We start from the raw sequence: 16852 nt of genomic DNA, 5'->3' as shown, positions 1-16852 counted from the left end.
CTCCGGACGAACGCCTTCGCGCGCTGGACCCTGCGGTCAGGACCCCCCGGCGGTCGCGGCCGTCGCCGCCACCGGGGGCGCGGCCTCGTCACGCCGCGACCGGTGCGCCATCCAGGCGGCGACCAGGGCCCCCGAGATGTTGTGCCACACCGAGAAGACGGCGGCCGGCAGGGCGGCCAGCGGGCTGAAGTGCGCCGTCGCCAGCGAGGCGGCGAGTCCGGAGTTCTGCATGCCGACCTCGAAGGCCATGGCCCGGCTGGCGGGCTTGCCCAGCCCCGAGAGCTTGCCCGCGCCGTAGCCGAGGGCGAGTCCGAGCCCGTTGTGCAGCACGACGGCGATCAGGACCGTCACGGCGGCCGACTTGATCGCACCGGCGCTCCCCGCCACGACGGCGCAGACGATCGCGGCGATGGCCAGCGACGACAGCCAGGGCATCAGGCCCAGCACCCGGTCCACCAGCTTGCCCGCGACCAGCCGCACCACCAGACCGCCGAGGACCGGCAGCAGGACCGTTTTCAGGATGTCCGTGATCATCGATCCGGCGTCCACCGGCAGGTAGGCGCCCGCCAGCAGCAGTGTGAGCGGCGGCGTCACCAGAGGGGCGACCAGGGTGGAGACGGTGGCGACGGAGACCGACAGGGCCACGTCACCCCGGGCGAGGAACGTCACCACGTTCGACGCCGTGCCGCTCGGCGCGCAGCCGACCAGGATGAGCCCCGCCGCCAGCTGGGGAGGCAGTCCGAGCAGATGGGCGATGGCCCACCCGAGTCCCGGCATGATCACGTAGTGCGCGACCAGCCCGATCGCCACGGCCCACGGGCGTTTCGCCACACCCCTGAAGTCGAGCGGGGTCATCGTCAGGCCCATGCAGAACATGACGATCCCCAGCAGGTACGGAACCGACTCCGTCCAGCCGTCGAACGTGCCCGGGGTGACGAGGCCCGCCACTCCCGCCACGAGAACGAGGACCGGGAACACGGTGACGGCGCGCCGCGCCGCCTTGTCGTCGGAGGCCGGTTGATCAGGGGTTATCTGTTCGGTTTGCACAGCCGAGATGAGACGCCGCGGGCATGGGTCACCGCAAACCGGTCTCACCATGTGGACGGGTTGTCCAGGATGCGTCGCTACTTGCCGGAGCCGACCGGGTCCACCGTGATGCGCGCGGCGGAACCGGGGTCCGCGGGAACGCCGACGGAGAGCGACATGCGGTGGGAGCGGGTCTCGTTCGGCGGTGTCACGAGCGCCGAGGTGAACACGGCGCCCGAGCCGCCCCCGGTGTCCGGCGGGAAGTGCAGGGAGAAGTTGGTGCCCTCCCCGGGTGCCAGCCGGACCGTCGGGGCCGACCGGCCGTTGCTGCGCCCGGCGCTCACGGTCCCGGCCTCGCCCTTGAGGTCCAGGCCGGGGAAGCCGCGCATCGAGCAGGCCGTGGATCCGGAGTTCCTCAGATTGATCAGTACCTCACCCTCCGCCATGCCGCCCGAACTGCTGAAGGAGAGGTCGGCGGTCCGGCAGGTGTCACCCGACGGAGGCCGGGGGGCCGGGGACGAGGCGGACGCCGATGCCTGTGTGTCTCCTCGCCCGGACCCCTCCGTGGCGTCCGGGCCCGGGGTGGCGCCGGGTGCGGCGGAGCCGGAGGGCGCTCCCTCCGACCCCGGCGTGGACGGGGGCGCGGAGGCCGCCGCGCCGGAGGCGCCACTGTCCACCCTGCCGTCGCAGGCGGCGAGGGAGAGCGCCGCCGCGACCCCGGCGGCGATGACGGCTGATGTCTTCCGAAGGCGCACGAGTTCCCCTGGGGGTGAGGACCGACTGCTCCGTACGAGCACTTACGTGTGCACTGCATGCGATGGTTCCGTGGAGGTCCGGGCGGCGGGAACGAAGATCACCGCGCGGGGAGCGGCACCTGGCCGCCCCGAGGCCACAAGGGACTCCTGCCCGTATCGGGCCCCGCCATGTGCGCCGGTGCGGTCCGCCCGGGGATGCGGAGTGCCGCGCTTGCGGGCAGCGTAGGGGAGTGTCACAACAGCTGAGAACCCGGTGGATCCCCGTAGGCCTCATCGTGCTGGCCGTGGTGGTCGACATCGTGACCCCGCACGACGTGACATCCGCACCGCTCCTCATCGCGGCACCCGTCGCCGCCGCACCGCTCCTGGGCGTGCGCGGCATCATCGGCGTCGGCATCACGGCGATGGCCGTCCACGCGCTCCTCGCGCAGTTCAACGGCACCTTCGGCTGGCGGGCGGGCGTGGCCAACCAGCTCACCCTGGCGGCCGTCACCGCGCTCGCCGTCCTGATCCACCGCACGCTGCGCAAGCAGGACGCCCGTGCCCGGCGCGCGCAGCACGTCGCGGCCGTCGCCCAGCGGGCAGTGCTGCCCACGCCCCCGTCACGGCTGGGTGACCTCCACATCGACGCACGGTACGTGCCCGCCGAGAGCGAGGCGCTGATCGGCGGGGACCTGTACGTGGTGCAGAGCACCCCCTACGGCATCCGGGTCATGGTCGGTGACGTGCGCGGGAAGGGGCTCGGCGCGGTCAGTGCCGTCAGCGCCGACCTGGGTGCCTTCCGCTACGCCGCCGACGAGTCCGAGGACCTTCCGCAACTCGTCACGCGGCTGGAGCGCGCCCTCCTGCGCGAGGGCGGCCGACGCGGCGGCCAGCAGCAGGAGGAGGGCTTCACGACGGCCCTGATCGCGGAGTTCTCCACGGACCTGGGGACCGTACGCCTGGTCAACCGGGGCCATCCGCCCCCCGTGCTCATGGACGCCCAGGGCCGTGCCACGCTCCTGGAGGCGTCCGAGGAGGCGCCCCCGCTGGGCATGAGCGACCTGGGCGCGTGGTCCTCCCCGGTCGACACCTTCGCGTTCCCGCCCGGATCGACCCTGCTCTGCTACACCGACGGCATCACCGAGTCCCGCGACGCCGCAGGACGCTTCTACGACCCCGTCGCCCGGCTGCCGCTCGCACTCGTGGGACGCCCGCGCTCCGGCGGCGGACTCGCGCCGGGGCAGATCCTGGACACGCTCATCCAGGACGTCCGGCGCCACGCGGGCGGCCGGCCCCAGGACGACCAGGCCATGCTGGCCCTGTACCGCGCCCCCGCCGCGCACGGGCCGGCCGCCCCGCGGGACGGGACCGGTACGGCCGCCTCCCCGGGCTGACCGCACACCCGGTCTCGCCGGCGCCGCCCGTTTGCCCTGCGGAGGGCTGGACATGATCCGGTTCGTGACGGAAAGTCGTGAAGCGATGACGTGGGCGCTGAAGAGCGAGCGCCCGGACCCCGCCGGCTACCTGACGGTGAGATGCCGCACCTACGTGCAGCCCGACGGCAAGGACTCGGACTGGGACATCCTGTACGGCTCACCGACGGTCGCCCTCGTCGCGTTCACCCGGGACGGCCGGGGCATCCTCGTACGGCAGTACCGCCCCGGCCCCGGCAAGGTGCTGGCGGAGCTCCCCGGCGGCATGGTCGAACCCGGAGAGGACGTGCTGGACGCGGCGGCGCGGGAGCTCCTGGAGGAGACCGGGTACCGGGCGGGCACGGCCGAGATCGTCACGAGGACGTACCTGGCGTCCTACGCGACCCACGTGAGGTACGCGGTCCTGGCCAGGGACTGCCGCAAGGTCGCCGAACCCACACCTGACGCGGAGGAGTTCGTCGAGCCGTTCACCCTGGCGCGGGACGCGTACGTGGACCATCTCCTGGGCGGCGAGTACACGGACGTGGACATGGGCCTGGCGGGGCTCGTCGCCGCGGGGCTGCTCCTCAGGAAGCACTGAGACCCCGCCGGTGCCGGGGGCGAACCGGCACCGTGCCGCCCCGCGATCCGTGGACCGGGGCCACGCGAGGCGTCACCATGGGTGTGGGGCCGCTCTCACCGGGGAGGCGGGACACATGCACTCATGGACCCTGGACGACATGCCCGACCTCTCCGGGACCACCGCGGTGGTCACGGGGGCCAACAGCGGGATCGGAGCGGTGACGGCGCTCGCCCTGGCCCGCTCCGGGGCCCGGACGGTCCTCGCCTGCCGCGACCCCGAACGCGGCGCCCGTGCGCTGGCGGCCGTCCGCCGCGCCGCGCCGTCGTCGGACGCCCGGCTCGTCGGCCTCGATCTGGCGGACCTGTCGTCCGTGGCGGAGGCGGCGGACCACATCGCGAAGGAGACCGACGGCAGACTCGATCTCCTCGTCAACAACGCGGGAGTGATGGCCCTCCCCCTGCTGCGCACCGCCGACGGATTCGAGATGCAGTTCGGGACCAACCACCTCGGCCACTTCGCTCTCACGCACCACCTGCTGCCCCTCCTCGGGGCACGAGGCATGTCGAGGGTCGTGACCGTGTCGTCGCTGGCGCACCGCATCGGCCGGATCGACTTCGGCAACCTCGACGCCGAGCGGGGCTACGACAAGTGGCGTGCCTACGCGCAGTCCAAGCTCGCCAACCTGCTCTTCACCGCGGAACTCCAGCGCCGTGCGGACGGGGCCGGCAAGCGGCTGCTCGCGCTGGCGGCCCACCCGGGACTGTCCGCCACGGAGCTCGGACAGGCCGGGCCACGGCTGGCAGGGCGCACCTGGGCGGCGAAGCTGGAGCGGGCGACCCGCGTCTACACCCAGCCGGCGTCCGTCGGCGCGCTCCCCACGCTGTACGCGGCCACCCTGCCCGGGGCGCTCGGCGGAAGCTACTACGGGCCCCGGCGTCTGGGCGGGACGAAGGGAGGACCCGGGCCCGCCCGCATGTCGGACCGTGCCCAGGATATGGACACGGCACGGATGCTGTGGGACGAGTCGGCGCGCCTCACCGGGACGGCCACCGACGTCGTCTGAACGCACGCGACGGTGCGCCCCCGCCTCCCTCCGGGGAGCGCGGGGGCGCACCGTCGCGTGCGTTCTCAGACGGAGACCAGCCGCAGGTCGGCGCCGCCGGCCCGCAGCCCCTCGGCGGCGGCCTCGGCGAGGGAGTCGTCGGTGACGATGGTGTCGAACGCGCTCAGCGGAGCCACCCGGAACTTCCCGAACGTCCCGTACTTCGAGGATCCCGCGACCAGCACGCTCGCCCCCGTGCACTCCATCGCCGCCTGTTTGACCTCGACCTTCGCGGCCGAAGGGGTGGTCACCCCGCGCAGCAGGTCCCAGGAGCTCGTGCTGATGAAGGCGATGTCGAGGGCGAGCTGACGCAGTGTCGTGGCCGCGAGCCGGCCCACGCTCGACCGGTTGGACGGGTCCACCTGACCGCCGATGTGTATGACGTCGAGGTGCGACGCGCCCATCAGACGGTCCACGGTCGTGAAGTCGTTGGTGACCACCGTCAGCGACGCGTGGCGCGCGAGCAGCGGCACCATGGCCAGCAGCGTCGTACCCGCGTCGAGGTAGACCGTCATGCCCTCCCGTACCAGCCCGGCGGCTGCCGTGGCCATGGCCTGCTTCTCCGGCTGCTCTATCAGCGACTTGGCCTGGAAGCTGGGCTCGCTCCGGAGGTGACTGGCGATCCGGGCGCCGCCCGGCACCGAGAACACCAGGCCCCGGCGCTCCAGTTCCGCGATGTCGCGGCGCACGGTCATGTGGGACACGCCGAAGAGCTGGGTGATCTGCTGCACGCTGAGCACCCCGTCGCGCCGCAGATGCTTCAGAAGGAGCTCGCGCCGTTGGTCGGGGATCAGGGGCAACTGCTCTTCGCCGGCCACTGCTTCCTGCCTTTCCTCACGCGGCCGCTCGGCCGCTGCTCGATTGTGCCGTCCCGGCCCGCGCCGCCCCAACCGGACGCGGCGTTCAGGATCCGACGAACGTGCTGAGCAGGAGTACTCCGCCGAGGCTGAGCAGCGACTGGAGGGACAGCATCAGGGTCCAGGTGCGGAAGGTCTGGGCCACCGAGAGCTGGTAGTACTCCTTGAACAGCCAGAATCCGGAGTCGTTGACGTGCGAGAGCATCACCGCGCCCGATGCCGTCGCGAGCACCAGCAGTTCGGGGGAGAGCCCCGGGTAGGCGCCGATCAGCGGAGCGACGATCCCGGTGGCGGCCGCGGTGGCCACCGTCGCCGAGCCGAGGCAGATGCGCAGCAGCGCGGCGACCAGCCAGGCGAGCAGCAGCGGCGGGATGGACCAGCCCACGGCGTAGTCGGAGATCAGCTTGTCGATCCCCGTCGCCGTGAGCATCGCCTTGAGACCGCCGCCGGCGCCGAGGATCAGCACGATCCCGCCGACCGGCCCGAGGCCCTTGCCCGCCATCTTCTGGAGCTGGTTCAGGCCGAAGCCGGAACGCAGGCCCAGGGCGAAGAAGGCGAAGACCACCGCGGCCAGCAGGGATATGACGGAGGAGTCGCACGCCTCGAAGAACGCGTAGGGCAGGGAGCCCTCCGCCGTGTTCGAGGTGCCCAGGGTCCCGATCAGCATCAGGACGGGCGGCAGCAGCACGGTGATCAGGGCGAGCACGAAGGACGCCGGCCGCTTGCGGTTCTCCGGCTCGGGGTTCGTCTCCGGGATCGGGCCGTTGTCCAGGTCCGGGGCCGGTCCGAACCACCGGGAGGCGAACTTCGTCAGCAGCGGTCCGCTGATCACCGCGATCGGGATGCCGATGATCAGGCCGTAGAGAATGGTCAGGCCGGTGTTCGCCTCGTACGCCGAGACGGCGAGCGTGGGGGAGGGGTGCGGCGGGAGCAGGCCGTGCGAGATGTAGAGGCCCGCGGCGAGAGGCAGTCCCACGTACAGCAGGTGTGTGCCGGTGCGCTTGGCGACGGCGTACACCAGCGGGACGAGCATCACGAAGCTGACGTCGAAGAGGTGCGGCATCCCGATGAGCAGCGCGGCGGCCGTGATCGCCGTCGGGATCCACTTGACCGGGCGGGCGCCGATGAACGCGGTGGCGATCCGGTCGGCCCCTCCGGAGCCGAGCAGGATGCCGCCGAGGATGGTGCCCAGACCGATGGTCGGTCCGGTGCTCTTCAGCGCGTCACCGAAGCCGTCCTGGAAGTACTTGACGGTGTCGCCCGGGCCGATGCCCGCCGCGAGCCCCAGTCCCAGGGCGGACAGGGCGAGTGCCAGGAACGGGTGGAGCTTGGCCTTGGTGATCAGCAGGATCAGGACGACGACCGCGGCGGCGCCCAGCAGGAGGTTCTGGAGGTCGGTACTCATCATCGGCTCGCGGTGGTGTCGGTGGCGCGCGAGGCACGCCCGGAGGTCCAGGCGCGCAGCAGGTCCGCGTCCGGGTCGGCGAGATCGCCGAGGGTGATCAGGGAGCCGGCCCGGACCTCGCGGGCCAGGGTGGCGTGCGCGGCGAGGTACAGCGGAGCCGTGTCCGCGGGAGCGTCCTCGTCGCGGAGCAGGACGGCCTGGACGCCCGTGACGTCGTGGTGGTGGCCGCCCATGTCCAGCACGGTGCCGGCGGGCAGGTCGTGCCGGGCCCGCCCCGCGAGCATGGCGTGGGCGCGCGGGTCGGCGCCGCCGGAGGGCCGGCCGTGCAGCACGGCGGACAGCAGGGAGACCGGGGTCTCGACGCCCATCAGGTGGTACGGCAGGTAGACGGCCGCGTAGCGCCCGTCTCGGCTGACGACGTGGCCCTTGCCGCGCAGCGTCTCCCAGGTGACCGGGTCACCGGTGCGGACGACGACGAAGACGCCCCCGGCGAACGAGGCCTCGTCGGGCAGCCGCAGCGCGCTGAACACGTCGACGGCGCCGGTGCGGTGCAGCAGACCGCCGTCCTCGCGCAGGGCGTAGACGTCGGCCAGTTCGGCGATCCGGGCGACCGGGTAGTGCAGGCGCTCGACGTCCGGCCGGAAGCCGGTGTTCGTGGCGACCACCGCCATCTCGCAGTAGTCGGCGGTGGCACCGGTCGGCAGGGCGGTCACCGCGACCGCGCGGGCGGCCAGCGTGGCGCGCACGTCGGAACCGAGGCCGAGCAGGCTCGCCAGCTCCGGAGCCGGGACCGTGGTGTCCAGCTGGGTGACCGAGCCGGTGGCGGGGTCGAAGACGAGGTCGTACTCGCTGGACTTGCCGATCGCCACGATGTCCAGGCCGAGCAGCTCGGCCCAGGTCACGAGCGCGATGAGATTCGCGGGCTGGTCGCCGTCGGCCGTGGTGTAGACGACGCCGTTGTCCCGGGCCAGGTCCGCGAGGTGCAGCCCGGCGACGGAGTCGACCTCCTTGCTCACCATGGCGACGTGACGCCCGCCGGTCAGGGCCTCACGGGCCATCGCGTAACCGTCGGCGGGGCTGCCGGTCGCCTCCACCAGGATGTCCCAGGGGGCCGCCGACAGCAGAGCGCCGTCCGCGACCAGGGCGACGGACCCTTCCTCCACGGCGCGCGCGACCCCGTCGGCGTCCGCGCAGACGCTCAGGCGGTCAGCCGGGTAACCGAGCTCGACGAGCATCTCGCGCAGCCGCTCCACGTCACGGTCGCACAGGACGGCCGGGGCCAGACGCCCGATGCGCGGGGTCTGGGCCAGCAGGGTCCGGGCGAAGCCGCCGCCGGCTCCGGACAGTGCGTAGCGCACGGTCCGGTCGCCGGTTCCGGCGAACAGGTGATGCAGATTCATGGGCTCTCCTAGGCGGGCACACGGCTCGGTTCAACGGCTCCGGCAGGACGCGGTCTCGGCAACGGCACGAGCACCGCAGGGGAGCGTGTTAACAAGATGTACCAGCAGATATCGCCTGCGTAAAGTCTGTTAACATTTTTTCACATAGAGATGCTGGGGAACTCCACCTGGCACCGCATCCCGACGCAAGGAGGTCCGATGCCGACCCTCGGGGCCATCGCCGACGACTTCACCGGAGCAACCGATCTCGCCACCATGCTCGTCGCCCGGGGCCACCGGACCGTGGTGGCCGTGGGCCCGGAGGCCCTCTCCGGCGGTCCGGGGGAAGCGGCTGTGCGTGACGCCGACGCGGTGGTGGTGGCCCTCAAGTCGCGCACCGCTCCGGTGGAGGAGGCCGTCGGCGCCTCCCTCGCGACCCTGCGCGCCCTGCGGCGGGCGGGCTGTGAGCGCTTCTACTTCAAGTACTGCTCCACCTTCGACTCCACCCCCGGCGGCAACATCGGCCCCGTCGCCGACGCACTCCTCGCGGAGCTGGGCGAGCACCGCACGGTCGTCGTCCCCTCGTTCCCCGCCACCGGACGCACCGTCTACAAGGGCCGCCTCTTCGTCCACGACGAACTCCTCGACGAGAGCCCGATGCGGCACCACCCCCTCACGCCGATGCTCGACTCCCACGTCGGACGGCTGCTCGCCCCGCAGACCGGCCACCCGGTCCGCCTCGTCGGCCTCGACACCGTGCGCCGGGGGAGGGACGCACTGCGATCCGCGCTCGACGCCCCCGAGCTCGCGGACGCCCTCGTCGTCGTGGACGCCGTGAGCGACGAGGACCTGGTGACCGTCTGCGAGGCGGCGGCGCACCTCACCCTCGTCACCGGCGCGGCCGGACTCGCCCTCGGGCTCACCGGTCCGCACGCGGCCGCCGCCCGGGCCACGCCCGCCTCCCGCCCGGGTGACCCCGGTGTCGTCCTCTCCGGCAGCGCCTCGTCCGCGACCCGGGCCCAGGTCGCCCACGCCCGCGGACTCCTTCCGTACCGCAAACTCGACCTCGCCGCCCTGCGCGCCGACTTCGACGGCACGGTCGCCGGACTCGTCGCCTTCGCACGCCGTGCCTGGGACGACGCCCCCGGGAAGCCGCCCCTCATCTACGCCGTCGACGACCTCGCCGACCTCGAGCAGCCGGAGCCGCACGACGGCCCGCCCGCCTCGGAACTGGTCGAGCGGGCCCTCGCCGCCTGCGCCACCGGGCTCGTCGCCGAGGGTGCGCGCCGCCTCCTCGTGGCAGGCGGCGAGACCTCCGGCGCCGTCGTCACGGCCCTCGGCGTGCGCACCCTGTCCATCGGCTCGCCCATCGCCCCGGGCGTCACCTGGGCACGCGCCGAAGGCCGGGCGCACGGCCGGGACCACACCGTGGACCTCGCCCTGAAGTCGGGCAACTTCGGCGACACCGCCATCTTCACCGAAGCCTGGAGCGCCCTGGCATGAGCGACCCCCGCACCGACCTCGCCGCCGCCGGCGCCCGGCTGGCAGCCCTGGGGCTCAGCCCCGGCTCCTCCGGCAACCTCAGCGTCCGGGCCGGCGACCACATCCTCATCACCCCCACCGGCGCCGACCTCGCCGAGGTCGACCCCGGCGGACTCAGCGTGCTCGCCCTCGACGGCACCCACCTCGACGGGCCGCGCCCGTCGAAGGAGTTCCCCCTGCACAGCGCCTTCTACCGGCGGGACGCCGGCACCCGCGCCGTCGTCCACCTGCACGCCCGCAACTCCACCGCGGTGTCCTGCCTCCCGCCGTGGTCCCCCAGGAGCGCGGTGCCGCCGCTGACCCCGTACTTCGTGATGCGGGTCGGGCAGACCCCCCTCGTCCCGTACGCCCCGCCCGGCGACGCGGACCAGGCCGAGGCCCTGGCCCGGCTGCCCTTCCCGCTCCGCGCCGCGCTCCTCCAGAACCACGGGCCCGTCCTCGCCGGCCCCACGATGGCCCACGCCGTCGACGCCGCGGTCGAACTGGAGGAGGTGTCCGCCCTGCTCCTGGCCCTGGGGGAACGCTCCCCCCGGCTGCTGACCCCCGACGAGGCGGGCGCGCTCGCGCAGAAGTACGGCTCGCCGTGGGGTGAGCGCTGAGACGACGCGCGGCGGCGGCCGGGTGAGGAGCGTCTCACCCGGCCGCCGCCCCTTGCTATGCAATCAGTTGCATAGAACGATCGGGGCATGGCGCTCGAACACGCGATCCTCGTCTCCCTGCTGGAACAGCCGGGCTCGGGCTACGAGCTGGCCCGGAGGTTCGAGCGGTCCATCGGATACTTCTGGACCGCCACGCACCAGCAGATCTACCGCGTCCTCGGACGCATGGAGAGCGACGGCCTGCTCGACGTCCGCGCCATCCCGCAGGAGCGCCGGCCGGACAAGAAGGAGTACTCCGTCGCCGCCCCAGGCCGCGCCGCCCTCTCCGGCTGGCTGCACGAGCCCGTCGAACCCGAGAGCCTCCGCCACGACCTCGCCGTGAAGATCCGCGGCGCCGCCTTCGACGACCCGGCCGCGCTGCTCCACGAGGTCGAACGGCACCACCGGGTGCACAGCGACCGGCTCGCGCACTACCTCGCCGGGGAGCTGCGTGACTTCACCGGGCCCGACGCCCCCGTCCCCCTCGACACCGGCCAGGAGCTCCAGCACGTCGTGCTGCGCGGCGGCATCGCGTACGAGCGCATGACGGTCGCCTGGCTCGACGACGTGCTCGCCACCCTCCACGCGCTCGCCGCCGCCGGCCCGCGCGCCTGAACCGTCCCGCGTCCCTCCTCCCGTCCCCGACCCCTCGGAAGGCGTACACCACCATGGCCGACCCGCTGCTCCTCGACCCGCGCACCTACGACCCGGCGCACTTCGACCCCGAGACCCGCAGGCTGCTGCGCGCCACCATCGACTGGTTCGAGGACCGGGGCAGGCGCCGGGTGACCGAGGACTACCGGTCCCGCGCCTGGCTGGGTGACTTCCTCGCGTTCGCCTCGGAGGAAGGGCTGTTCGCCACCTTCCTCACTCCCGCGTCCGCCGCCCGGCACGAGGACCAGCGCTGGGACACCGCCCGGATCGCCGCGCTCAACGAGATCCTCGGGTTCTACGGCCTCGACTACTGGTACGCCTGGCAGGTGACCATCCTCGGCCTCGGCCCGGTCTGGCAGAGCGACAACGCCGCCGCCCGCAGCCGCGCGGCACAGCTCCTCTCCGAGGGCGAGGTGTTCGCCTTCGGCCTCTCGGAGAAGGAGCACGGCGCCGACATCTATTCCACCGACATGCTCCTGGAACCCGACGGCGACGGCGGGTTCCTGGCCACCGGCTCGAAGTACTACATAGGCAACGGCAACGCCGCCGGTCTCGTCTCCGTCTTCGGCCGCCGCACGGACGTCGAGGGCCCCGACGGATACGTCTTCTTCGCCGCCGACAGCCGCCACGGCGCCTACCACCTCGTGAAGAACGTCGTCGACTCCTCCAAGTACGTCAGCGAGTTCCGCCTCGACGGCTACCCCGTCGGCCCCGACGACGTCCTGCACACCGGCCGGGCGGCCTTCGACGCCGCCCTCAACACCGTCAACGTGGGCAAGTTCAACCTCTGCACCGCGTCGATCGGCATCTGCGAACACGCCATGTACGAGGCCGTCACCCACGCCCACAACCGCGTCCTCTACGGCCGCCCCGTGACGGCCTTCCCGCACGTCCGCCGTGAGCTCGCCGACGCCTACGTCCGGCTGGTCGGCATGAAGCTCTTCAGCGACCGCGCCGTCGACTACTTCCGCACGGCCGGACCCGAGGACCGCCGGTACCTGCTGTTCAACCCGATGACGAAGATGAAGGTGACCACGGAGGGCGAGAAGGTCATCGACCTGATGTGGGACGTCATCGCCGCCAAGGGCTTCGAGAAGGACACGTACTTCGCGCAGGCGGCCGTGGAGATCCGCAGCCTGCCCAAGCTGGAGGGCACGGTGCACGTCAACCTCGCCCTCATCCTGAAGTTCATGCGCAGCCACCTCCTGGAGCCCGCCGGGTACGAGCCCGTGACGACGCGTCTGGACGCCGCGGACGACGCGTTCCTCTTCCGGCAGGGACCGGCCCGCGGCCTCGGCTCCGTGCGCTTCCACGACTGGCGCCCGGCCTACGACGCGTACGCCGCGGTCCCCAACGTCGCGCGTTTCCGGGAACAGGCGGACGCGCTGTGCGGCTTCGTCACGGACTCCGCGCCCGACGAACGCCAGAGCCGCGACCTCGACTTCCTGCTGTCCGTCGGCCAGCTCTTCGCCCTGGTGGTCCACGGTCAGCTGATCCTGGAGCAGGCGCGGCTGACCGGCCTGGACGAGGACGTGCTTGACGAACTCTTCTCCGTGCTCGTCCGCGACTTCTCCGCGACCGCGGTCGAGCTGCACGGCAAGGGCTCGGCGACCGAGGAGCAGCAGCGCTGGGCCCTCGCCGCCGTACGGCGGCCCGTCATGGACGAGGCGCGCTCGGCCCGCGTCTGGGACCGGGTCCAGGCACTGTCCGGGGCGTACGAGATGGCCGGGTAGCCGGCACGGAAGCCCCACGTCACCGGCCGCCGGGCCGCCGGGCGGGCGGGCCCGGGGAACACCGGCCGCTCGGGCATGCGTTCGGTCCGCATCGCCTGCGCTTGTCGGGGCATATGGAAGGTCCGGCGGCCGGAATCGGCCGGCTGCCAGGAGGAGGTGACCATGGACACGGTCTGGGTAGGTCAGGCACAGCTGGACCACGCGCTGGGCGACGAAGTGATCGGATACGGCGTGGAGGCACCGGACGGGAGCGTGGGCACCGTCATCCGGCTCTCGCCGGTACCGGGCTTCGACCACCTGGTGATCGACGCGGGCGTCTGGAAGTTCGGGAGGAGCGTCGTCGTGCCGGCCGGCATGGTGACCGCCGTCGACGACGCCGCACAGGTGATCAAGGTCGGGTGCACCAAGGAGCAGATCAAGGAAGCCCCGCGGTTCGAGCGTGATCAGGACACCGGCGACCTCTTCTACCTGCGCAAGCTCGGCGCGTACTACGAATCCCTGGCCGCGGCCCCCGAATGACGGGTGCCCGGCGCCACCGGAACCGCCCGGCGGCGCCGGGCCACCGTCCGGCTCCGGTCAGGGGCCGTGGGCCCGGCGGCTTCTGCGGCCCATCACGGCCTTGACCGGGAGGAGCACCAGCCACGACCACATGGCCGTGGCGGGGGAGACCGCGTAGGCGAGCGGGACGGTGGCGCCGAAGACCAGGGCGGTGCTCCCGAGATCGGCGGCCACGAAGCGGGCGGCTCCCTCCGCGCCGGGACGGGAGGACCGCGCCCCCCGCAGGCCTGACCCGAGCACCGCCAGTTCCAGCAGGTTGGTGACGCACACCGCGCCCGCGTAGACGGCGACCGCCAGCGGCTCGGAGGCGTACTCCGACAGCAGCGAGGTCGGGAAGGGGATCAGCGCGATCATGCCCAGCCAGAGGAGCGCGAGCTTCAGCGACAGCCCCTCGAAGCGGGGCACCAGCCGCACGATCCGGCGGTGGTCCCGCCAGAAGGCGGCCAGGATCGCGAAGCTCAGGGCATAGGCGCCGAGGTCCGGCAGCACCTCGCGGACGGCGTCCCGGAAGCCGTCCCCGCTCAGGCCCGGCGGAACCCGGACATCGAGTACCAGCAGGGTCATGGCGATCGCGAAGATGCCGTCGGACAGAGCGGTCAGGCGCTCGGCGTTCTTCCCGTCGCCCGGTTCCGCTCGGGTGGTGTCCACCCGCCCAGCGTCCAGGGGGCGGGGCGACGGGGTGCCGGATTAGGCCGACGGCGGGCATGCCGCGCACCGTACGGAGCGGCATGCCTCCCCCGGACCGCCCGCCGCTCGGACCGCCCGCCGCTCAGACGGCCTGGAGGCTGTCGTCCCGCTGGGTGCCGGCGGACCGGCGAAGCGCGGGGGAGACCGTCGCCCGCACGCCGAGCATGCTGTCGGCGGCGTGCAGGGCCTGCGGTACGGCCTGGGTTCCGGTCATCACGCACAGGGTGTAGGCCGCGTCCTCCACGATCCTGGCGGTGGCGTCGGTGGAGCGGCGCGCGTCCTCGATCCGTGCGTCGGCGTAACGGGCCAGAGCCACTCTGAGGTCCTGAGGACTGGGTGTCAGCACAGCGGGTCTTCCTCCGGTTCGATCCACGTCCGAGACGGCGCTCCTGGTGGGGGCCGTCGCCGGGCAGGTCCAGCGGTGCGGTTCACGCACCGTCATGTGACCCGGCGTCACGCGTCTACCCGCTCGAGGGCGGAGTACGCGTTCGCCTGCGTGTACACCGGCATTTGCCGGTTCGGGCGTTCTACCGTTCACCGATGCGATCTGTCTCTTGGTGGGTCCTGATCTCCTCCGTGAGCGCCCCGGTCCTCCTCGTCGGGGGCTGGACGGTCGCGGCGAAGCTGCAGGGGCCCGGCTACAACCCCGTGACGACGACGATCAGTATCCTCGCCGCCGACGGCGCCGCCGGGTACTGGGTGATGACATCGGCCCTGGTCGCCCTGGGGGCCTGTCATGTGATCACCGCGTCGGGACTGCGCCCCGCCGCGCCGTACGGCCGGGCCGCTCTCGCCGGCGGCGGGCTCTCGGCGATGCTGCTGGCCCTGTTCCCCGCGCCCAGCAGCGGCGGCTCGTTCCCGCACGGCGTGATCGTGACCGTCGGCTTCTCGCTGCTCGCACTCTGGCCGGTCCTGGCGGTCCGCCGGGGCATCATGCGCCCGCGTCCCGCACCGGCACGGGCGAAGGACACCCCGCCGGGCCCGGTGGTCCCCGGGTCCGACCCGGTGGCGCCCGGATCCGGTCCGGTGGTCCCCGGGTCCGACCCGGCGAGGCCCGGCTCCGGTCCGGTGGTCCCAGGACCGGGCCGGTCGGCGCCGTGGGGGCTGCGGCGTACGCCCTCCGTCACGGCGGCAGCGCTGATATGGCTCGGCGGGGCCTGGTTCCTGCTGGCCCTGTACCTCTTCGACATCGCGGGGGCGGCCGAGCGCGTGATCACCTTCGCGCAGACGTTCTGGCCGCTCGTCGTGGCCGTCTCCTGTTTCCGGCACGTCGACGAGGACCGGCAGCCGGTGTGAACCGGGGGCGGGCGCGGCCCCGGTCACCGGCCCCGACGGCCTGGCACACCGCAGGAGCCGGGGCAGGGCGGGGACCGGCGCCCCGCTGTCCGCGTCCCGGTGCCGTCGCCTCCCTCGGGAAGCGACGGCACCGGGAACCCGCCGGTGCGCCGGACGGAGGACGGGTTACGGCTTGCGGCCGACCGCCACGTACCCGGCGCTGATGACGTCGTCCTGGCCAGCGACCGGCTCGCCCAGCTCGGGGTGCCACGCCTCGGCCGCCACGATGCCGGGCTCGATGATGTCGAGTCCGTCGAAGAAGCGGGAGAACTGGTCACGGGTGCGGGGCGCCAGCGTGAGCGTGTTGGCCTTGTACATCTCGTCGACCTTGCGGGCCGCCGCCGGGTGGAAGTCCGCCGTGAGGTGCGAGATGACCACGTGGCTGCCCGGTGCGAGCACCTCGGTCAGCCGGTCCACCAGCTCGTAGGCGCCGTCCTCGTCGCTCACGAAGTGCAGCAGCGCGATCATCGAGAGCGCCACCGGCCGGCTGAAGTCCAGGGTCTTGCCGGCGTGTTCGAGAATGGCGTCCACGTCGCGCGCGTCGGCCTGCACGTAGTCGATGGCGCCCTCGTCGGTGCCCTTCAGCAGCGCCTCGGCGTGCGCCAGGACGATCGGGTCGTTGTCGCAGTAGACGACCCGTGTCGAGGGAGCGGCCCCCTGGGCCACCTGATGCAGATTCGGCTCGGTGGGGATCCCGGTGCCGATGTCGAGGAACTGCCGTATCCCCTGGTCGGTCAGCCACCGGGTGGCGCGGTGCATGAAGGCCCGGTTCACCTTCGCCATGACCGGGACCCCGGGCTCCACGGCGAGCATCTGCCGGCCCATCGCCTCGTCGACCGGATAGTTGTCCTTGCCACCGAGGAACCAGTCGTACATCCGGGCGGGATGGGGTCTGCTGGTGTCGATGCGCAGGGCGGGGGCACCGTTCTCCGGTCGGGACATGGCGAAACTCCTGGGTGTGCGCGGCAGCGGATGATCAGCTTGCGAACAGAATAGGGAAGGCCGGTGCGAAAGGCGTCAGCCGGAGCCCAACTCCGTTGTCCGGGTAGGGTACTTCGCCGGTGATGTCGCCTACGTACCAGGTCGGTGCGGGCTGCCCTGAGCCGACGGGTGGTTGCCGGTGGGGGCGGTGGGCAGGGCCGCCGCCTCCACCGGTTCTGCCGGGTGTGGGGTGGGTCAGGTGGTGGTGCAGGTGGCGGTGGGC

Annotated in this window: 17 protein-coding genes; 9 read left to right on the top strand and 8 right to left on the bottom strand. The window is 72.6% G+C overall.

Features of this window, described 5'->3' with window-relative positions; all coding sequences use genetic code 11:
* Nucleotides 1-36: 36 nt before the first annotated feature.
* Entirely contained in the window at nt 37-1098 is a 1062-nt protein-coding gene (locus ACFVS9_RS32370; protein ID WP_383118775.1) for a bile acid:sodium symporter family protein, read from the bottom strand.
* A 26-nt stretch (nt 1099-1124) separates the two neighbouring features.
* Nucleotides 1125-1781, bottom strand: coding sequence for a DUF4232 domain-containing protein (locus ACFVS9_RS32365; protein ID WP_389938253.1), 657 nt, complete (start codon nt 1779-1781; stop codon nt 1125-1127).
* A 230-nt stretch (nt 1782-2011) separates the two neighbouring features.
* Between ACFVS9_RS32365 and ACFVS9_RS32360 the strand changes: the two genes are divergently transcribed.
* The 3 genes from ACFVS9_RS32360 to ACFVS9_RS32350 all read left to right on the top strand — a co-directional run bounded on the left by ACFVS9_RS32360 (nt 2012) and on the right by ACFVS9_RS32350 (nt 4821).
* Nucleotides 2012-3157, top strand: a complete 1146-nt coding sequence (locus ACFVS9_RS32360; protein ID WP_383118773.1) for a PP2C family protein-serine/threonine phosphatase — start codon at nt 2012-2014, stop codon at nt 3155-3157.
* 64 nt (nt 3158-3221) lie between these two features.
* Nucleotides 3222-3776 carry an NUDIX hydrolase gene (locus ACFVS9_RS32355; RefSeq protein ID WP_383118772.1) on the top strand — a complete coding sequence of 185 codons (555 nt, stop codon included), beginning with the start codon at nt 3222-3224 and terminating at the stop codon, nt 3774-3776.
* 115 nt (nt 3777-3891) lie between these two features.
* Nucleotides 3892-4821, top strand: a complete 930-nt coding sequence (locus ACFVS9_RS32350; RefSeq protein WP_383118771.1) for an oxidoreductase — start codon at nt 3892-3894, stop codon at nt 4819-4821.
* A 65-nt stretch (nt 4822-4886) separates the two neighbouring features.
* On the opposite strand, the gene ACFVS9_RS32345 is transcribed toward ACFVS9_RS32350, so the two are convergent.
* The 3 genes from ACFVS9_RS32345 to ACFVS9_RS32335 all read right to left on the bottom strand — a co-directional run bounded on the left by ACFVS9_RS32345 (nt 4887) and on the right by ACFVS9_RS32335 (nt 8522).
* Nucleotides 4887-5678, bottom strand: coding sequence for a DeoR/GlpR family DNA-binding transcription regulator (locus ACFVS9_RS32345; protein WP_383118770.1), 792 nt, complete (start codon nt 5676-5678; stop codon nt 4887-4889).
* 85 nt (nt 5679-5763) lie between these two features.
* Nucleotides 5764-7122 (bottom strand): gluconate:H+ symporter, encoded by a 1359-nt coding sequence (locus ACFVS9_RS32340; protein WP_383118776.1) that lies wholly within the window; start codon nt 7120-7122, stop codon nt 5764-5766.
* A complete protein-coding gene (locus tag ACFVS9_RS32335; protein WP_389938249.1) occupies nt 7122-8522 on the bottom strand; it encodes a homoserine dehydrogenase in 1401 nt (466 codons plus the stop codon). Before ACFVS9_RS32335 ends, ACFVS9_RS32340 begins: the two co-directional genes overlap by 1 nt.
* 198 nt (nt 8523-8720) lie before the next feature.
* Between ACFVS9_RS32335 and otnK the strand changes: the two genes are divergently transcribed.
* The 5 genes from otnK to ACFVS9_RS32310 all read left to right on the top strand — a co-directional run bounded on the left by otnK (nt 8721) and on the right by ACFVS9_RS32310 (nt 13587).
* Nucleotides 8721-10004, top strand: a complete 1284-nt coding sequence (otnK, locus tag ACFVS9_RS32330) for a 3-oxo-tetronate kinase (protein ID WP_389938246.1) — start codon at nt 8721-8723, stop codon at nt 10002-10004.
* Nucleotides 10001-10642, top strand: a complete 642-nt coding sequence (locus tag ACFVS9_RS32325; RefSeq protein WP_383118767.1) for a class II aldolase/adducin family protein — start codon at nt 10001-10003, stop codon at nt 10640-10642. The genes otnK and ACFVS9_RS32325 overlap by 4 nt, the downstream gene beginning before the upstream one ends.
* Before the next feature lie 87 nt (nt 10643-10729).
* A complete protein-coding gene (locus tag ACFVS9_RS32320) occupies nt 10730-11296 on the top strand; it encodes a PadR family transcriptional regulator (protein ID WP_383118979.1) in 567 nt (188 codons plus the stop codon).
* 53 nt (nt 11297-11349) lie between these two features.
* Entirely contained in the window at nt 11350-13068 is a 1719-nt protein-coding gene (locus ACFVS9_RS32315) for an acyl-CoA dehydrogenase family protein (RefSeq protein ID WP_383118980.1), read from the top strand.
* 162 nt (nt 13069-13230) lie between these two features.
* Nucleotides 13231-13587 carry a hypothetical protein gene (locus ACFVS9_RS32310; protein WP_383118981.1) on the top strand — a complete coding sequence of 119 codons (357 nt, stop codon included), beginning with the start codon at nt 13231-13233 and terminating at the stop codon, nt 13585-13587.
* 57 nt (nt 13588-13644) lie between these two features.
* On the opposite strand, the gene ACFVS9_RS32305 is transcribed toward ACFVS9_RS32310, so the two are convergent.
* Nucleotides 13645-14274: a TMEM175 family protein gene (locus ACFVS9_RS32305; RefSeq protein ID WP_389938241.1), complete on the bottom strand. Its 630-nt coding sequence runs from the start codon at nt 14272-14274 to the stop codon at nt 13645-13647.
* A 121-nt stretch (nt 14275-14395) separates the two neighbouring features.
* A complete protein-coding gene (locus tag ACFVS9_RS32300; protein ID WP_389938239.1) occupies nt 14396-14659 on the bottom strand; it encodes a DUF5133 domain-containing protein in 264 nt (87 codons plus the stop codon).
* Between the two features lie 194 nt (nt 14660-14853).
* Here ACFVS9_RS32300 and ACFVS9_RS32295 point away from each other — a divergent pair, with 194 nt between their 5' ends.
* Nucleotides 14854-15609 (top strand): DUF998 domain-containing protein, encoded by a 756-nt coding sequence (locus tag ACFVS9_RS32295; RefSeq protein ID WP_389938236.1) that lies wholly within the window; start codon nt 14854-14856, stop codon nt 15607-15609.
* Between the two features lie 165 nt (nt 15610-15774).
* Here ACFVS9_RS32295 and ACFVS9_RS32290 read toward each other — a convergent pair whose 3' ends face one another.
* The gene (locus ACFVS9_RS32290; RefSeq protein WP_383118234.1) at nt 15775-16590 is read right to left on the bottom strand and encodes an SAM-dependent methyltransferase; all 816 of its coding nucleotides are present in this window, start codon (nt 16588-16590) and stop codon (nt 15775-15777) included.
* Nucleotides 16591-16852 lie beyond the last annotated feature (262 nt).

Origin of the sequence: Streptomyces sp. NPDC058008 (assembly GCF_042886395.1) — a bacterium.
Classification (GTDB): Bacteria; Actinomycetota; Actinomycetes; order Streptomycetales; family Streptomycetaceae; genus Streptomyces.
The sequence above is the reverse complement of the archived record's forward strand: the minus strand, read 5'-3'. Positions and strand labels throughout refer to the sequence as shown.